This window comes from Shewanella sp. cp20 (genome assembly GCF_000832025.1).
Classification (GTDB): domain Bacteria; phylum Pseudomonadota; class Gammaproteobacteria; order Enterobacterales; family Shewanellaceae; genus Shewanella.
This window is the reverse complement of sequence record NZ_JPII01000029.1, coordinates 104,478-119,592: the sequence shown is the minus strand read 5'-3', so window position 1 is coordinate 119,592 and position 15,115 is coordinate 104,478. Positions and strand designations below refer to the sequence as shown.

The window sequence follows — 15,115 nt, the reverse complement described above, 5'->3', positions numbered from 1 at the left end:
TTTGCCAAGGGCAAACAATCGATTTCACTAATTTACCTGGCAAAAACATATCTTTCACAAGAATTTTGTCTAGCTGCTAGCACTTTGCACCAACAATCTCACACGCGTCACACTTTAGGACTAGTCCGAAAGGATACATGTGTTATAAAATGGTGGCAGCTCGCTTTTTCCCTGCAAAGATTCAGCTAGCGACAAAAGGCTCCTTGCCCATTACTGGACAAGGAGCCTTTGACTTTTCACACAGCGACTGAGTTAGGCCGCCTAGGCAGACGCCCCCTTCATACGTTCACGCAGCTTCTGCATGATGACGTAAAACACAGGCACTAAGAGAGTACCCACCAAAGTCGCCGCCATCATGCCACCGAAGACGGAATAACCCAGGGCGCGGCGGCTTCCCGCGCCGGCACCCGTTGCGATAACCAGCGGCAAGACCCCCAGCAGGAAGGAGAAGGCGGTCATCAGCACGGCGCGAAAACGCAGGCGCGCGGCGGTTTCAGCCGCCTCCAGTATGCTCTTGCCCTCCTCCCTGAGCTGCTTGGCAAACTCGACGATCAGGATGGCGTTCTTACAGGCCAAACCGATCAGCAGCACCAGGCCTATCTGGGCATACAGATTCAGTTCGCTCCCCACCAATAGTATGTTGAGGAAGGCCCCCAGGATGGCGATGGGCACCGCCAACATCACCGCGAACGGAATGCTCCAACTCTCATACTGGGCTACCAGGAAGAGATAGGTAAAGATCAATGCCAGACCGAAAATCAACGGCGCTAAGTTACCGGCCTTGATCTCCTGATAGGTCTGCCCCGTCCATTCAAACTTATAGCCCGCCGGCAGTGTCTCATCCGCCGCCCGCTCCATAGCGGCGATGGCATCGCCCGAACTAAAGCCTGGCGCAGGGAAGCCGTTGATAGTGGTCGAGCTGAACATGTTATAGCTGTTCATCACATCGGGCCCTAGAATCGGCGTGACCTTGACCAGGGTGCTCAGGGGCACCATCTCGCCACTGGCGGAGCGCACATAGAAGCTGGCGATATCCTTGTCGGAATTACGAAACTCCCCTTCGGCCTGGAGTATTACCCTAAACACCTTACCGAAGCGGTTGAAATCGTTGACATACATGGAGCCAAGCATGGTCTGCATGGTGGAGAAGATCTCGTTTAGCGAGATCCCCAGGGCCTTGGCCTTGTCTCTGTCCACATCCACATACATCTGCGGCACATCGGCACGGAAATTACTAAAGGCCATGGCGATTTCCGTCTGTTCGTTGGCCTTCATGATCAAGGCGCGCATCACAGAGGCGAGCTCCTGGGGCGAACGCCCCTGGGTGTCTTGCAGCACAAACTCGAAACCGCCGACGCTGCCCACGCCAGGAATAGGCGGCAGGGAGAAGGCCATCGCCTTCACCGACGGGTTGGCGGCATACTTGGCCTGCAACTTGGCGACGATAGCCGCCTCCACCATGTCGGGTGAGTCGCGCTCATCCCAGGTCGACAGGGTCACGATCATCAGGCCACCATTGGAGGAGACTGAGCCGGTCAGAATACTGAAGCCGCTGGCATGGATGACGTTCTCTACCCCAGGCTCTTCCAGGGTGAGCTTCACCAGATCCCGCATCACCTCTTCGGTACGGTTGAGCGAGGCACCATCGGGCAGCTGAATATCCACCATGAAGGCCTTCTTATCCTCCATGGGCACGAAGCCTGACGGCAGAATCTTGGCAATGCCACCAGTTACGCCGATAAGACAGGCATAGGCTATGCCCACCAGCACCAACTTACGCACCAGGGAGGAGACCAGCTTCATGTAACGACCGGTAAAGCGCTCAAAATAGGTGTTAAACAGATAGTGGAAACCCTTGGTGTGTTTCTTGGGCGGCTTCAACAAGGAGGCGCAAAGCGCTGGACTCAGGGTCAAGGCATTGACCGAGGAGATGAGCACAGAGATACAGATGGTCACAGAGAACTGGGCATACATCTGCCCCGTGATCCCCGGCATCACCGCCGTGGGCGCGAACACCGCCAGCAGCACCAGGGTGGTGGCGATAACGGGCCCAGTCACCTCTTTCATCGCCTTAGAGGTAGCCTCGGTAGGCGACAAGCCTTCGTCTTCCATCAGGCGGGTGACATTCTCCACCACCACGATGGCGTCATCCACCACGATACCGATAGCCAGGATCAGGGCGAACAGGGAGACGGTATTGATGCTCATGCCAAACAGCAGCAAGAAGGCAAAGGTACCTATCAGGGAGACGGGAATGGCGATCCCCGGCACTAAGGTCGAGCGCGCATCCTGCAGGAAGATGTAGACCACAAACACCACCAGGGCGATGGAGATAAACAGGGTCTGTACCACCTCGGTTATAGAGGTCTCGACAAATTCCGTGGTGTCATAGAGCACCTTATATTCGAGATCGTCCGGGAAGCGGCTGGCGAGGTTTTCCATCTCTGCCTTGACCGCCTTGGCGACCTCTAACGCATTGGCGTCCGGCGCCTGATAGATGGAGATGATGGCCGACGGCTTGTTGTTCAACTTACCCTGGGCATCATAGGTCTGGGAGCCCAGCTCGACTCTGGCGACATCCGAGACGATCACCTTAGAGCCATCTGAATTGGCGCGGATCATCACCCGACCAAACTCTTCGGGATCCTTCAGGCGCCCCTTGGTCTGCAGGGTATATTGAAACTGCTGATCCGGCTGCACCGGCGCAGCGCCGATACGTCCGGCGGCCACCTGAATATTTTGCTCTCTCAAGGCGGCAATGACATCGTTGGCCGTCACGCCGAAGCTGGCCATCTGGTTAGGATCGAGCCAGATACGTATGGCGTAATCCAGCGCACCGATCACCTGCACCTTAGAGACCCCATTCTGCCGCGCCAGGGCATCTTTCACATTCAGGCCGGCATAGTTGGTAATAAACAGGGAATCGAAGGTCTCATTGGGGGAAACCAGATTGACCACCATGAGGATGTTAGGGCTCTGCTTCTCGACCTTGACCCCCTGGCGTTTTACCTCCTCGGGCAGCCTGGGCATCGCCTGCTGCACCCGGTTTTGCACCTTCACCTGAGCCATGTCGGCGTCTGTGCCCACATCGAAGGTGACGTTGAGGGAGTAGCTACCGTCGTTGGCGCTCTTTGACTGCATGTAGAGCATGCCCTCGACGCCGTTGACCTCCGCCTCTATGGGCTGGGCTATGGTGTCCTTGACGATATCGGCACTGGCCCCCGAGTAGCTGGTGCTGACGCTTACCTGAGGCGGCGCAATCTCGGGAAACTCGGCCACCGACAAGATGGGGATAGAGATCAAGCCCACCAGGGTAAGTACGGTCGAGATGACGAAGGCAAATTTCGGCCTATGAATAAAAAATTCACTGATCATAATGACCCCCGATTAGGCATCGTTAGCTTCTTGGAAAGGCACCGCCTGCTGCTCGACCGCCTTTACCTCGATACCCGGACGGATCTTCTGCAGACCATCCACCACGATACGCTCCCCCTCATCGAGGCCACTGAGCACGCGCCAGTCGACACCGAACCTGTCGCCCAGCTCGACCACCCGCTTCTGTACCTTGTTCTCCTTATCGACCACCATGACGAAGCGCCCTTGCTGATCTTCCTGCACCGCAGCCTGTGGGATCAAGATAGCCTGCTCGCTAACGGGCGACTCGATGACCAGGGTGACAAACAGGCCAGGCAGCATCAGCTTACTCTCATTCTTGAAGGTGGCTCTGAGCTCCAGGGTGCCGGTGGCGGCGTCGACCCGGTTGCTGATAAAGTCGATATAGCCTGTCTCGTCAAACATGGTGCCGTTGGGCAGACGCAAACGGATCAGGATATCCGAGAGCTCCACATCATGTTTGGCGGCCTTGGCAAAATTCTGTTTGGCGGAGATGATGGTCTTCTCGGCAACCTGGAAATTGACCCACATGGGCTGTAGCTGTACCAGGCTGGCGAGCTCAGACTGAGGCGTGATGATATCCCCCTGGCTCACCTTGGCACCACTGATGCGGCCCGAGATGGGCGCATAAACCTTGGTATAACTCAGCTGCAGTTCGGCGGCCTTGACCGCGGCCTCGGCCTGCACCACCCCGGCGGCCGTGGTCAACTTGCGACTGGTGAGTTCATCCATATCCTGGGCGCTTATCATGCCGTCGGGTAACAGGCGACGACCACGCTCCCAGTTCATCACCGCCACATCCCGCGAGGCGATGGCCTGCTTGAGCACCGCCTGTTGCTGCGCCAGTTCGGCTTCGAAGGTGGAGGGATCGATCTCAAACAGCAGCGCACCCGCCTCGATATCGTCACCCTCGACAAAATTACGCTTTAACAGCTGGCCCTGGATCTGCGACTTGATCACCACATCTTCCGATGCCCGGGTACGGCCGACGATCTCCGTCTTGGCGCGGATCTCCTTTACCTGAGCGGTATTAACCACGACGCTGGGCATTATGGCTGGCCCGGGAGCCGGCGCCTTGCCACAGGCCAGCAGCATCAAGGCCGCGCTAAATAGGGTGAGTCGAGAGAGAATTGAGGTGTTTCTACCAAGCATTTGGGCCTCCATAGCGCCAAGCGACAATTCATGGATAACTTTGATCAGACGGCAGACAGATGTGAATGACGGCAGCGTCATTTACAACTGCTTATCATGTTAGTAACAAGCTAATACTTTCACCAGGAATAGCAAGGGCAATTATCTGACTCATTTGGCATTTTCTATATTTTTCAACTTGCGTTATCGCCAGGGTGCAGTGAGATTTGCTCAGGGTAAATGTTAACTAGCCCCACCTGAACGTCCGCAACTTGTCTATTAGCTGATGCTTTATTAAGCAGATGGCAAAATGGGCGTAAAAATGAGACACAGCACAAGGTTATGGCCGTTCTTATCGTGCTACAACAGGTCAAGGGTCTTCTCCCATGGCCGGCTAAATCGGTACAAACTAGGCGAATAGTTGTTGACCCTAAAGAAATGCAGTGCCTATGATGGCCCTTGTATCCATAATCAGGAAGGTAATTTATGACAGCCATTTCTCATGTCTATAACTATACAGTCAGATGCCCGCATATTAAGGATCCCGCCCACCCAACCACCTGGCAAAACCATATCGAATTCAATCAGTCATGCGAAATTGGCCTGAATCGCATCACCAAGTGGCACGACAGATCCGGCCACCGCATCTTCGAACATGACGGCTTTATCGTCAGGGAAGCCGATGGCGAGAGCGCCTACTTCTCGATGCAGAGTGACCGACTGAAAAATGATGGCCATATCTTGGTCACCTTTAAGATCTTTATGGACGATGCCACCAAAGACAGCTCGGTGCAGGAGATCATGACGCACCTGATCGATGACTATCGTCAGCGACTCGCCAAACTCGCCTAGTCGCCGACTCAACCAAAGCTAAAGGAGCCAGATCGCCACCCGATCTGGCTCACACTTTTCTGCTCACAAAACAATCCAGATCACATTTACGACGCGCAAAAATGTGATGCACGCCGACTTAAACCGCAAAAAGCAAAATCACAATAAACTACAAAACAAATAGTTAAAGGCAAAAACTACCTATTTCACCCACTTAATCTCGCCAACTTAGGCTAATTGTCAAAATATCGGCTCAAGCTTACACTTTTCTCCAACCGAGACAATTCTGCTGGCAGAACAATGCCAGCCAATCATCAACTTAAGCAGAATATAGGAGCAATAGCCTCATGGGTGCAGTGGCCAATATCGTCATCGTCGGCGGTGGTGCGGGTGGAATGGAGATAGCGACTAAGTTAGGTCGTAAACTGGGACGTAAGGGCAAGGCCAAGATCACCCTTATCGACTGCGCCGACAGCCACATCTGGAAACCCCTGCTCCATGAGGTCGCCACCGGGGCACTGGATATCGGCATAGACGCCATCAGCTACCGCAGCCATGCCGCCGCCCACGGCTACCATTTTCAGCAGGGGGCGATGACAGATATCGACCGAGAACATAAGCAGGTGATCCTGGCGCCCATCTTAGACGACAAGGACAACGAACTCCTGCCCGCCCGCCGCATAGACTACGACTATCTGGTGCTGGCCATCGGCAGTATCGCCAACGACTTTAACATCCCCGGCGTCAGGGAGCACTGCGTGTTTCTCGATAACACCCAGCAGGCGATGCAGATCCGTACCATGCTGCTGAACAAGTTCATGCGCTATGCCAGCCACCACCAGCTGGACGACAAGATCAAGATAGCCGTCGTTGGCGCGGGCGCGACCGGCGTCGAGATGTCGGCCGAGATGCACCACGCGGTCGAGCAGCTCAGTGGCTTCGGCTACAAGATAGACACCAGCCTGCTGGAGGTGACCCTGATCGAGGCCGACTCACGCATTTTACCTAAGGTGGAGAAGCAGGAGATCTCCCAGGCGGTGACGACCCAGCTCAATCAGATAGGCGTCAGGGTGATGACAGGCACCCGCATCGATAGGGTCGATGAGAATGCCCTGCACACCACAGATGGGCAGATCATCGCCAGCGACATGACCATCTGGTCGACCGGCGTAAAAGCCCCCGACTTTATGCGTGAGATTGGCGGGTTAGAGAGCAATCAGATCAACCAAGTGATGGTTAAGCCCAACATGCAGACCACCCGGGATCCCCACATCTTCGCCATCGGCGACTGCGCCGCCTGCCCGCAACCCGATGGTTCCTGGGTGCCGCCCAGGGGGCAGTCGGCGCGGCAGATGGCACTGATGACGGCCGACAACATAGGTCTGATGTTAGCCGGCCAGGCGCCCAGCAAGGAGTATCTCTACAAAGATCTCGGCTCCCTGGTGAACCTGTCCAAGTTCCATACCGTGGGTAACCTGATGTCCTTCATCGGTGGCGGCGTCCTGGTCGAGGGCAAGATAGCCAGGTTCGTCTATACCTCACTCTACCGGCGCCATCTGATTGAACTTCATGGGATCTTTAAGGGCAGCCTACTGATGTTCGCCAAGGGGATCAGCCGTATCATCCACCCTCACCTCAAGCTGCACTAGAGGCTAGAAGGCCTCCAAGGGTGGAGGCTTTCGCTTACCGGGCTAACGGGTTAAAATGTGACAACTTTCGTCAACATGAGATCATTATGAAAAAAATTATTAGCGCGGTTATGATCCTTGGCGCCCTCAGCGCCTGCGCCGATCTTAAAGAAGCCGGTCGCACCATAGGTAGCACCACCAAGGAAGTGACCACAGATATCGGCCACGCCACCCGAGACACCACCAAGGCAATTGGTCACGCATCGCGCGACGCGGTTAAATCGGTTAAAGAAGATCTCAGCAAAGAAAATTAAATCGGCATGGGCCTTAGTGGCCCCTTTAGCTAAAGATAAAGAGGGCATGTCCGCCCTCTTTTTTATTCTCTAGCTCAGCCAGCAGCACTATTAAGCAGCATTAGCCCTCATCCCATGGGGCTTAGGCAGACCGTTTTCATCCACGTTAACGAAGATCATCTTGTCTATGGTCACCACGGGTAGCCGGGTCACCTTGTTGCGCACCTCACAGCAGACTGTGATGGAACTGACCCCGGCGCTGATCAGCGCTAGGCCAAATTCGATCACATCCCCCTGACGCGCCGGCGTCATGAAGTTGATTTCCGAGATGATCTTGGTGACTATGCTTTGGCTGTTCATCTGACAGGCCGCGAAGATGGCCGCCTCCTCATCTATCCAACTTAAAAGCTGTCCGCCAAACAATGCATTAGCCGGATTTAAATGTTCGGGTTTAATAAAGCGTCGACTGTAATATTTCATTTGTGCTCTCCCTGATAGACTCAGACGAAAGCGTTACAAGAAACAGACCAACAAACTAAATCTATATAAAACAGACAATTAAAAACAAGCCATCGACACAAGACTCACTAATTTAGTGCCCCGTGCACCAAGTTAACTCAGACATAAAAAGGGTTTCGACTTCTTAGCTTCATATAACTGCAATCTTAATTCACCAATTCTGTCATCTGGATACCTGACAATCAGGCCGCTTTATCTCAAATAGCGAACAATTTACTTCAACCCAATACGGATGATGAAAGTGATGATGATAAAAAGATTAGCTGCGTTGATCTCTTGCAGCCTAGTAACCATGGCCGCCAACAGCGCCGTGTTACCCAGCGTTCAGACAGACAGCCATTGGTATAAGGAAAGTGCCGAGCGGGTGTCAAACAAGGCCACACTAGAAACCAAAGCAAAGGCCAAAAACGTCATTCTATTTGTGGGCGATGGCATGGGGATCTCTACCCTGACCGCCGCGCGTATCTACCAGGGCCAGCAGCTGGCCGGTAACCAGGGTGGTGAAGAGAACTTCCTAAGCTTCGAGAAGTTCGATCATACCGCCCTAGTCAAGACCTACAACACTAACCAACAGACCCCAGATAGCGCCGGCACCATGACAGCCATCGCCACAGGTGTTAAGTCTAAGGCCGGTGTACTCTCAGTCTCTGAGCAATCACTGCGTGGCAACTGCCTGTCATCTAAAGGCAATGAGCTGGTCACCCTAGTGGATCTGGCCAATGCCAAAGGCCTGTCTACCGGTGTGGTCTCTACCGCCCGTATCACCCACGCCACGCCGGCGGCTACCTATGCCAACAGCCCTGAGCGTAACTGGGAAGCAGACAGCAACCTGCCAGCCGAGGCGGTTGCCAACGAGTGTAAAGATATCGCCTATCAGATGGTGATGCGTGACAAGGACAACGCCCTAACGGTCGCCCTGGGTGGCGGTCGCCGCGCCTTCATCCCTGAAACCGTGACCGATGGTGAGAACAAGAAGGGTAAGCGTAAGGATGGCCTGGATCTGACCAAGGCCTGGGTCGAGAACTTCGACAACGCCGCCTATGTGTGGAACAGCGAAGAGTTCGACGCTATCGATGTTGCCGCCACAGACCACCTGCTGGGCCTGTTTAACTCATCTCACATGGAATATGAGGCCGATCGCGCCGATGATGTGGGCGGCGAGCCTTCGCTGACCGAGATGACAGCGAAATCTATCGAGATGTTGAAGAAGAACGACAATGGCTACCTGCTGATCGTCGAGTCGGGTCGTATCGACCACGGTCACCACGCGGGCAACGCCAAGCGCGCCCTGGCTGATGCCGTCGAGCTGTCTAACGCCGTCAAGGCCGCGGTAGAAAACACCGACCCGGAAGAGACACTTATCCTGGTTACCGCCGACCACAGCCACGTGTTCACCATCGCGGGTTATCCAAAGCGTGGTAACCCAATCCTTGGTCTGGTACATGGCGTAGACGGCAGCGTTTCGACCGCATTGGATGGTAAGCCATACACCACCCTAGGTTACACCAATGGTCCTGGCGCCGTTGTGGGTAATCGTGACGACCTATCTTCAGTCGATACCCAAGACAAAGACTTCATGCAGCAGTCTCTTATCCCTATGGGTAGCGAGACACACGCAGGTGAAGATATCAGCCTGCACGCCACGGGCCCAGGCGCAAACCTGGTACAGGGCGTGATGGAACAGAACGTCATTTTCCACATCATCAACCAAGCCCAAGCGCTTGGCGGTACTAAGTATTAATTGGGAGCAGCAAAATGAATAAGAAACTACTTGTACTGTCAGTAGCAGCCATTCTCGGCCTAGCGGCTTGTGGTAGCGACGGTGACAACGGCAAAGATGGCGCAGCCGGCACGCCAGGTACCGACGGTAGCAACGGCACTAACGGTAAAGACTGGACTGGCGTCAACCAGTGGTATATCGACGGTCAGAACCGCGTCACTAAGGCCGCGGGCATGAGCAAGAACAACGAGGCGGGCGCCGCCAAGAACATCATACTGTTCGTCGGCGACGGCATGGGCGTATCCACGGTAACGGCGGCGCGCATCTTAGACGGTCAGCTCAAGGGCCAAACTGGTGAAGAGAACTCACTCGCTTTCGAGACCCTGCCGCATCTTGGCCTGGCTAAGACCTATAACGTCGATGGTCAAACCCCAGACTCTGCCGGCACCATGACCGCCATGGTCACAGGTGTGAAGACAGACGTTGGCGTGATCTCACAGGCCGAGGGCGTCGAGCGCGGCGTGTGTTCATCGACCACAGGCCAGGATCTGGTGACATCATTGGAACTGGCCGCGATGGCGGGCATGTCTACCGGCGTAGTCTCGACCGCCCGTATTACCCACGCCACACCTGCGGCAACCTATGCCCATGTGCCAGAGCGTAACTGGGAAGCAGACAGCAACCTGCCGGCCGAAGCCGTTGCCAACGGCTGTAAAGATATCGCCGCTCAGATGCTGGACTTCAACGACGGTAAGGGGATCAACGTGGTCATGGGTGGCGGTCGCCGCGCCTTCATCCCTAACACCACAGTGGATCCTGAGGGTAAATCGGGTAAGCGTGCAGATGGTCGCGACCTGACCGCCGAATGGATGGCGCAGTATCCTAACGCCGCCTATGTCACCGACCGTGACGGCTTCCTGGCCATGGACACCAACACCACAGAGCACGCTCTGGGTCTATTCAACTCGTCTCACATGGAATATGACTATGACAGAGTCGAAGATGGCGTCGAAGGCGAGCCTTCACTGGCCGAGATGACGGCTAAGAGTATCGACATCCTGAGCAAGAACGACAAAGGCTTCGTGCTGATCGTCGAAGCGGGTCGTATCGACCACGCTCACCATGCCGGTAACGCGGCCCGTGCCCTGCACGACACTATCGCCCTGTCTGAGGCGGTGCGTGTGGCCATGGAGAAGACCTCGGCTAACGATACCCTGCTCATGGTCACGGCCGATCACAGCCATGTGTTCACCATCGCAGGCTATCCAACCCGTGGTAACCCAATCCTGGGGCTAGTGAAGAGCAACGACTCAAACGGTCAGCCCTCAGTGACCAACTCTACCGATGCCAACGGCATGCCATACACCACTGTTGGCTATGCCAACGGTCTGGGCTTTGGCTCGCTGGAAACCGGCGGCGATGAGCGTTACAACTACGCCGCCGAGCCTGGCCGTGTCGACCTGAACTACATCGACACCCAGAGCGCCGGTTTCCACCAGGAAGCCCTGGTACCACTGGGAAGCGAAACCCACGCCGGTGAAGACGTTGCCATCTTCGCCCGTGGCCCGGGTGCCAGCCTGATTGAAGGTACGGTCGAGCAGAATCACATCTTCCATGTGATGAACTTTGCCGGTGACCTAGTCAGCAAGGCAGAAGCGGCCGCGGCGCAATAAGGCGCAGCGACCCGCAGCCTGATACCCTTGTCTGCCTCCTAGCTTCAGGCAGGGTGTCAGGCTGCTTATTTAGTTTTAAGAGAAATATCGGTAGGTCTATTATGTCTCGCTCAACACTCAAGTCAGTCTCACTCCTTCTCGGCGTCACCGGCACCCTGCTTGGCTCCCTGTTGCAGGGAAATTTAGCCATGGCCAACGCCCAGGCAAACGTCCAGGCAAACGCCCTGTCAGGCAGCAAGGGCCATCAGCATGCTGCCAAAGGCACACTGGTCTGCGATAGCACCGCTCAGCCGAGTCGTTTTCAAGCCAGCTACCAGGTAACGGCTGGCACAGAGGATAAGACTCAAGCCCACCAGCTCATCCTTACCCGCTTCGATGACACCATCATCTACCAGCGCGGCCCGGTCAGCTATGAGGCCTGGCAGAAAAATGGCGAGTATATCCGTTACTTCCCCGAGCAGAAGCGCTCGATAAGCTATCGCCGCAGCGATCTGCTGGCGCTCAATATCCATACGGATATCGACAAACAGTTTCACCTGATCTCTCCAGCCGCCTTGAGCCAATTCGACAAGGGCGAGCAACATCAGGAGGCCTGTTTTACCCAGCAGCAATACTCACATACGAGTAAGAGCCAGCAGCAATCTTTGGCACTCGACTGGATAAGCGAGCTAGCGCTACCCGCCTGCCTGACCATTACCCAGGGCGGCCAGCAGCTTAACTACCGACTCACTAAGCTCACCCCTGTCAGTCAGCAAGAGTTCAACCTGCTAACCTCAGGCTATCAGGACCTCGACTTTGCCGACGTGGGCGACAGCGAGTCAGACCCTTTTATCGCCAAGATGATCACCCAGGGCTTTATTCAACACGGCAGCTCGGGCTTCTACTCGGCAGACGGTAAGCAGCTTGAAGGCGGCCATGACCACCATCACTAGGCCGTTTACCTGATAACAAAAAAGCCATCCTGAGGATGGCTTTTTGCTTTCACTGTGTTGCTTTCACTGTGGCTGTCTCGCCAGGCTAATCGCTCAGAGCAGCGCCTTGAGCTTATCAATGAAGAGGTCGATATCTTCGCGGCTGATATCCGCATGGGTCACCAGCCTCAGCGTCTTACCCGGACTGATGAGGATACCAGAGGCCTTTAACTCCCTGGCAAGCTTGTCTATCGCCACACCGTCGGCCACGCGAGCAAATAACATGTTGGTCTGCACCTCGCCAAGGTCTACCTCAAACTCATCCAGGCTGCTTAACTGCTCGGCCAGATAACGGGCGTTTTCATGGTCGATTTCCAGGCGGGCAACTTGATCGTTCAGGGCTATTTCACCGGCCACGGCTAATATCCCGGCCTGACGCATGCCGCCGCCTAGCATCTTACGCCAGCGACGCGCCTTGTTGATCAGCCGCTCATCACCGAGCAGCAGCGAGCCCACGGGCGCACACAGGCCCTTTGAGAGGCAGATGGAGACCGAGTCGAAGTATTGGGTGATATCGGCTATGTCCAGATTCTGCGCCACCGCCGCATTGGCAACCCTGGCGCCATCGAGGTGGATCTTGAGCCGCTTGTTGAAGGCGAGCGCCTGTGCCTCGGCCAGATAGGACTGAGGCAACACCTTGCCACCTATGGTGTTTTCCAGACTCAGGAGGCGGGTACGGGCGAAATGAAAATCGTCCGGCTTGATGGCCGCCTCGATATCTGACAGCAAGATGCTACCGTCAGCCTGATTGGTCAGCGGCTGAGGCTGAATGCTGCCCAGCACGGCTGCCCCGCCCCCCTCGAACTTATAGTTGTGAGCCTGTTGACCACAGAGATACTCATCGCCACGGTCACAATGAGACATGAGCGCCAGCAGGTTGGCTTGGGTGCCCGACGAGGTAAACAGGGCACTGTCGAAGCCAAAACGCTCTGCCGCCATCGCCTCCAGCCGGTTAACACTGGGATCGTCTCCATACACATCATCGCCAACCTGGGCATCAGCCATGGCACGGCGCATCGCCGCCGTGGGCTGGGTCACTGTGTCACTGCGAAAATCAATCATCTTCCCCGTCCTACTCATCTTAAAATGGTACACCGAGCGCAAATATTACTCCTCGCCGCCCGCCCTCGCTAGCACCCGCCGATAAAATTATCATTCGGCGCCACTCGCAACCCAGCTTAACCTGAAGAAACTAATGCCATGCAAAACTAGGAACACCATGCTAAAGGCAACAAACTGCTAACAAGCCTGATTTCGACCCGCTGATCAATTAAAAAATCTAATCCGAATTTTTCAAAAAATCTCGCTGTCATTTATTGCTTTAGGCTGGCAATATGCGCTCTCTTTTTTCCCGACTGAATCGACAATGCAAGAAGCTGAATTTATCACCCTCCTCTGGCTCATCGGCATACTGGCCGAGGCCATGACAGGCGCGCTGTGCGCCGGCAGAAAACAGATGGATCTGTTCGGCGTGGTCATCATAGGTTGTGCCACCGCCATCGGTGGCGGCACCCTGCGCGATATTCTCCTGGGCAACTATCCCCTTATCTGGGTCGAGAACATCCACTACCTGTTGGCCATCGCCTTCGCCTCCCTGCTGACCGTTCTCATCTCCCCTGTGATGCGCTATCTCTCCAAGCTGTTTCTGACCATAGACGCGCTTGGGCTGGCGGTATTCTCCATTGTCGGCGCCCAGAAGACCTTGCTCTTGGGTTTTAGCCCGGCTCTGGCCATCGTCATGGGCGTGGTAACCGGCGTCTTCGGCGGGGTGATCCGCGACATCCTCTGTAATCAGGTGCCGCTGATCTTCAAGAAGGAGCTCTACGCCCTGGTCTCTCTGACCACCGCCAGCCTCTACATGCTGCTGCGCAGTTATGAGATCACCGAGTGGGTCAACCTAGCCATCAGCCTGAGCGTCGGCTTTAGCTTCCGCATGCTGGCTATTCGCTACCACTGGGGCATGCCCAAGTTTGACTATCAACACGGGGATCAGGGTAATCAGGACAGTCAGGTACACTAGGACAACCCCAGCTCTTTGAAAACATCGCCTTCATCCAGGCACAAAAAAGGTCGGCAATTGCCGACCTTTTTGCTGTCAATCAACCTAAGGCTTAAGCCGCCGGGGTCTCTTTGACATAGATATCCATCTGTGGATATGGAATACCGATATTGTTCTCATCCAGCGCCAGCTTGATCTGCTCTAGGATCTCGAAACGGGCTGGCCAGTAGTCGCTCCCCTTGACCCATGGACGTACCACGAAGTTAACCGAAGAATCCCCCAGCTCGGTCAACGCCACTGTGTAGCCTGGATCTTTCAGGATATGGGCGTTGTTGTCCAATACCTGCTTAAGCACGTCTTTAGTCTGCTTAAGGTCGGCATCGTAAGAGACACCGATCACCAGGTCGATACGACGGGTTTCCATGGCCGAGTAGTTGGTGATGGTGCCGTTCATGATTGACGAGTTAGGCGCCACAATCACCTTGTTGTCCGGGGTGCGAAGCTTAGTCGAGAAGATGGTGATCTCATCGACCGTACCCGCGATACCGGCGGCCTCGATATAGTCACCCACGCGGCATGGACGGAACAGTACCATCAAGACACCAGAAGCGAAGTTAGACAGCGAGCCCTGCAGAGCCAGACCCACGGCCAAACCGGCGGCACCGATAACGGCAACCAGAGAAGCGGTCTGCACACCGATCTGACCTAGGGTCGCGATAACGGTGAAGACAAACACCAGGGCCCAGGCCATGTTGGCCACAAAAGAGACCACAGTCTTGTCGATCTTGCGTTTATTCATCAACTTAGTGGTAAGGTTCTTAGCCACCTTGGCAAAGTACTTACCGATAAAGAAGATGACGATGGCAAAGATCACCTGAAGACCATAGGTCACGATCAGCTCAGGTGCTTGCTCGATATATTTATCCAAATTTTCCATGTAACGCTCCCTAATAAAAT

The 15,115-nt window shown here is 55.1% G+C and carries 12 protein-coding genes; 7 read left to right on the top strand and 5 right to left on the bottom strand.

What is annotated here, in order from left to right:
- Positions 1-261: 261 nt before the first annotated feature.
- Both DB48_RS11685 and DB48_RS11680 read right to left on the bottom strand, forming a co-directional pair.
- Complete coding sequence (locus DB48_RS11685) at positions 262-3,375, bottom strand: efflux RND transporter permease subunit (protein WP_041510454.1); 3,114 nt, start codon at positions 3,373-3,375, stop codon at positions 262-264.
- Between the two features lie 12 nt (positions 3,376-3,387).
- Positions 3,388-4,545 (bottom strand): efflux RND transporter periplasmic adaptor subunit, encoded by a 1,158-nt coding sequence (locus DB48_RS11680; protein ID WP_041510453.1) that lies wholly within the window; start codon positions 4,543-4,545, stop codon positions 3,388-3,390.
- A 465-nt stretch (positions 4,546-5,010) separates the two neighbouring features.
- Here DB48_RS11680 and DB48_RS11675 point away from each other — a divergent pair, with 465 nt between their 5' ends.
- The 3 genes from DB48_RS11675 (at position 5,011) to DB48_RS11665 (ending at position 7,297) form a co-directional block, all read left to right on the top strand.
- A complete protein-coding gene (locus DB48_RS11675) occupies positions 5,011-5,376 on the top strand; it encodes a hypothetical protein (RefSeq protein ID WP_041510452.1) in 366 nt (121 codons plus the stop codon).
- A gap of 326 nt (positions 5,377-5,702) precedes the next feature.
- Positions 5,703-7,004 (top strand): NAD(P)/FAD-dependent oxidoreductase, encoded by a 1,302-nt coding sequence (locus DB48_RS11670; RefSeq protein WP_041510451.1) that lies wholly within the window; start codon positions 5,703-5,705, stop codon positions 7,002-7,004.
- A gap of 86 nt (positions 7,005-7,090) precedes the next feature.
- Positions 7,091-7,297 carry a hypothetical protein gene (locus tag DB48_RS11665; protein WP_041510450.1) on the top strand — a complete coding sequence of 69 codons (207 nt, stop codon included), beginning with the start codon at positions 7,091-7,093 and terminating at the stop codon, positions 7,295-7,297.
- Positions 7,298-7,387: 90 nt separating this feature from the next.
- Here DB48_RS11665 and DB48_RS11660 read toward each other — a convergent pair whose 3' ends face one another.
- Positions 7,388-7,756, bottom strand: coding sequence for an acyl-CoA thioesterase (locus tag DB48_RS11660; RefSeq protein WP_041510449.1), 369 nt, complete (start codon positions 7,754-7,756; stop codon positions 7,388-7,390).
- Between the two features lie 283 nt (positions 7,757-8,039).
- On the opposite strand from DB48_RS11660, the gene DB48_RS11655 reads away from it, so the two are divergent.
- The 3 genes from DB48_RS11655 (at position 8,040) to DB48_RS11645 (ending at position 12,120) form a co-directional block, all read left to right on the top strand.
- Positions 8,040-9,536: an alkaline phosphatase gene (locus tag DB48_RS11655; protein ID WP_041510558.1), complete on the top strand. Its 1,497-nt coding sequence runs from the start codon at positions 8,040-8,042 to the stop codon at positions 9,534-9,536.
- A 14-nt stretch (positions 9,537-9,550) separates the two neighbouring features.
- Positions 9,551-11,188, top strand: a complete 1,638-nt coding sequence (locus tag DB48_RS11650) for an alkaline phosphatase (RefSeq protein WP_041510448.1) — start codon at positions 9,551-9,553, stop codon at positions 11,186-11,188.
- Between the two features lie 101 nt (positions 11,189-11,289).
- Positions 11,290-12,120 (top strand): hypothetical protein, encoded by an 831-nt coding sequence (locus DB48_RS11645; RefSeq protein ID WP_041510447.1) that lies wholly within the window; start codon positions 11,290-11,292, stop codon positions 12,118-12,120.
- Positions 12,121-12,213: 93 nt separating this feature from the next.
- Here DB48_RS11645 and ltaE read toward each other — a convergent pair whose 3' ends face one another.
- Positions 12,214-13,221 carry a low-specificity L-threonine aldolase gene (ltaE, locus tag DB48_RS11640; RefSeq protein WP_041510446.1) on the bottom strand — a complete coding sequence of 336 codons (1,008 nt, stop codon included), beginning with the start codon at positions 13,219-13,221 and terminating at the stop codon, positions 12,214-12,216.
- Positions 13,222-13,525: 304 nt separating this feature from the next.
- Here ltaE and DB48_RS11635 point away from each other — a divergent pair, with 304 nt between their 5' ends.
- Positions 13,526-14,179 (top strand): trimeric intracellular cation channel family protein, encoded by a 654-nt coding sequence (locus DB48_RS11635; RefSeq protein WP_041510445.1) that lies wholly within the window; start codon positions 13,526-13,528, stop codon positions 14,177-14,179.
- A 91-nt stretch (positions 14,180-14,270) separates the two neighbouring features.
- On the opposite strand, the gene DB48_RS11630 is transcribed toward DB48_RS11635, so the two are convergent.
- Positions 14,271-15,095 (bottom strand): mechanosensitive ion channel family protein, encoded by an 825-nt coding sequence (locus DB48_RS11630; RefSeq protein ID WP_041510444.1) that lies wholly within the window; start codon positions 15,093-15,095, stop codon positions 14,271-14,273.
- Positions 15,096-15,115: the final 20 nt, after the last annotated feature.

What these genes read in the sequence shown, in the direction of transcription:
- DB48_RS11685 (WP_041510454.1), bottom strand. Translation starts at nt 3,375, where the DNA reads ATGATCAGTGAATTTTTTATTCATAGGCCGAAATTTGCCTTCGTCATC.
- DB48_RS11680 (WP_041510453.1), bottom strand. Translation starts at nt 4,545, where the DNA reads ATGCTTGGTAGAAACACCTCAATTCTCTCTCGACTCACCCTATTTAGC.
- DB48_RS11675 (WP_041510452.1), top strand. Translation starts at nt 5,011, where the DNA reads ATGACAGCCATTTCTCATGTCTATAACTATACAGTCAGATGCCCGCAT.
- DB48_RS11670 (WP_041510451.1), top strand. Translation starts at nt 5,703, where the DNA reads ATGGGTGCAGTGGCCAATATCGTCATCGTCGGCGGTGGTGCGGGTGGA.
- DB48_RS11665 (WP_041510450.1), top strand. Translation starts at nt 7,091, where the DNA reads ATGAAAAAAATTATTAGCGCGGTTATGATCCTTGGCGCCCTCAGCGCC.
- DB48_RS11660 (WP_041510449.1), bottom strand. Translation starts at nt 7,756, where the DNA reads ATGAAATATTACAGTCGACGCTTTATTAAACCCGAACATTTAAATCCG.
- DB48_RS11655 (WP_041510558.1), top strand. Translation starts at nt 8,040, where the DNA reads ATGATGATAAAAAGATTAGCTGCGTTGATCTCTTGCAGCCTAGTAACC.
- DB48_RS11650 (WP_041510448.1), top strand. Translation starts at nt 9,551, where the DNA reads ATGAATAAGAAACTACTTGTACTGTCAGTAGCAGCCATTCTCGGCCTA.
- DB48_RS11645 (WP_041510447.1), top strand. Translation starts at nt 11,290, where the DNA reads ATGTCTCGCTCAACACTCAAGTCAGTCTCACTCCTTCTCGGCGTCACC.
- ltaE (WP_041510446.1), bottom strand. Translation starts at nt 13,221, where the DNA reads ATGATTGATTTTCGCAGTGACACAGTGACCCAGCCCACGGCGGCGATG.
- DB48_RS11635 (WP_041510445.1), top strand. Translation starts at nt 13,526, where the DNA reads ATGCAAGAAGCTGAATTTATCACCCTCCTCTGGCTCATCGGCATACTG.
- DB48_RS11630 (WP_041510444.1), bottom strand. Translation starts at nt 15,095, where the DNA reads ATGGAAAATTTGGATAAATATATCGAGCAAGCACCTGAGCTGATCGTG.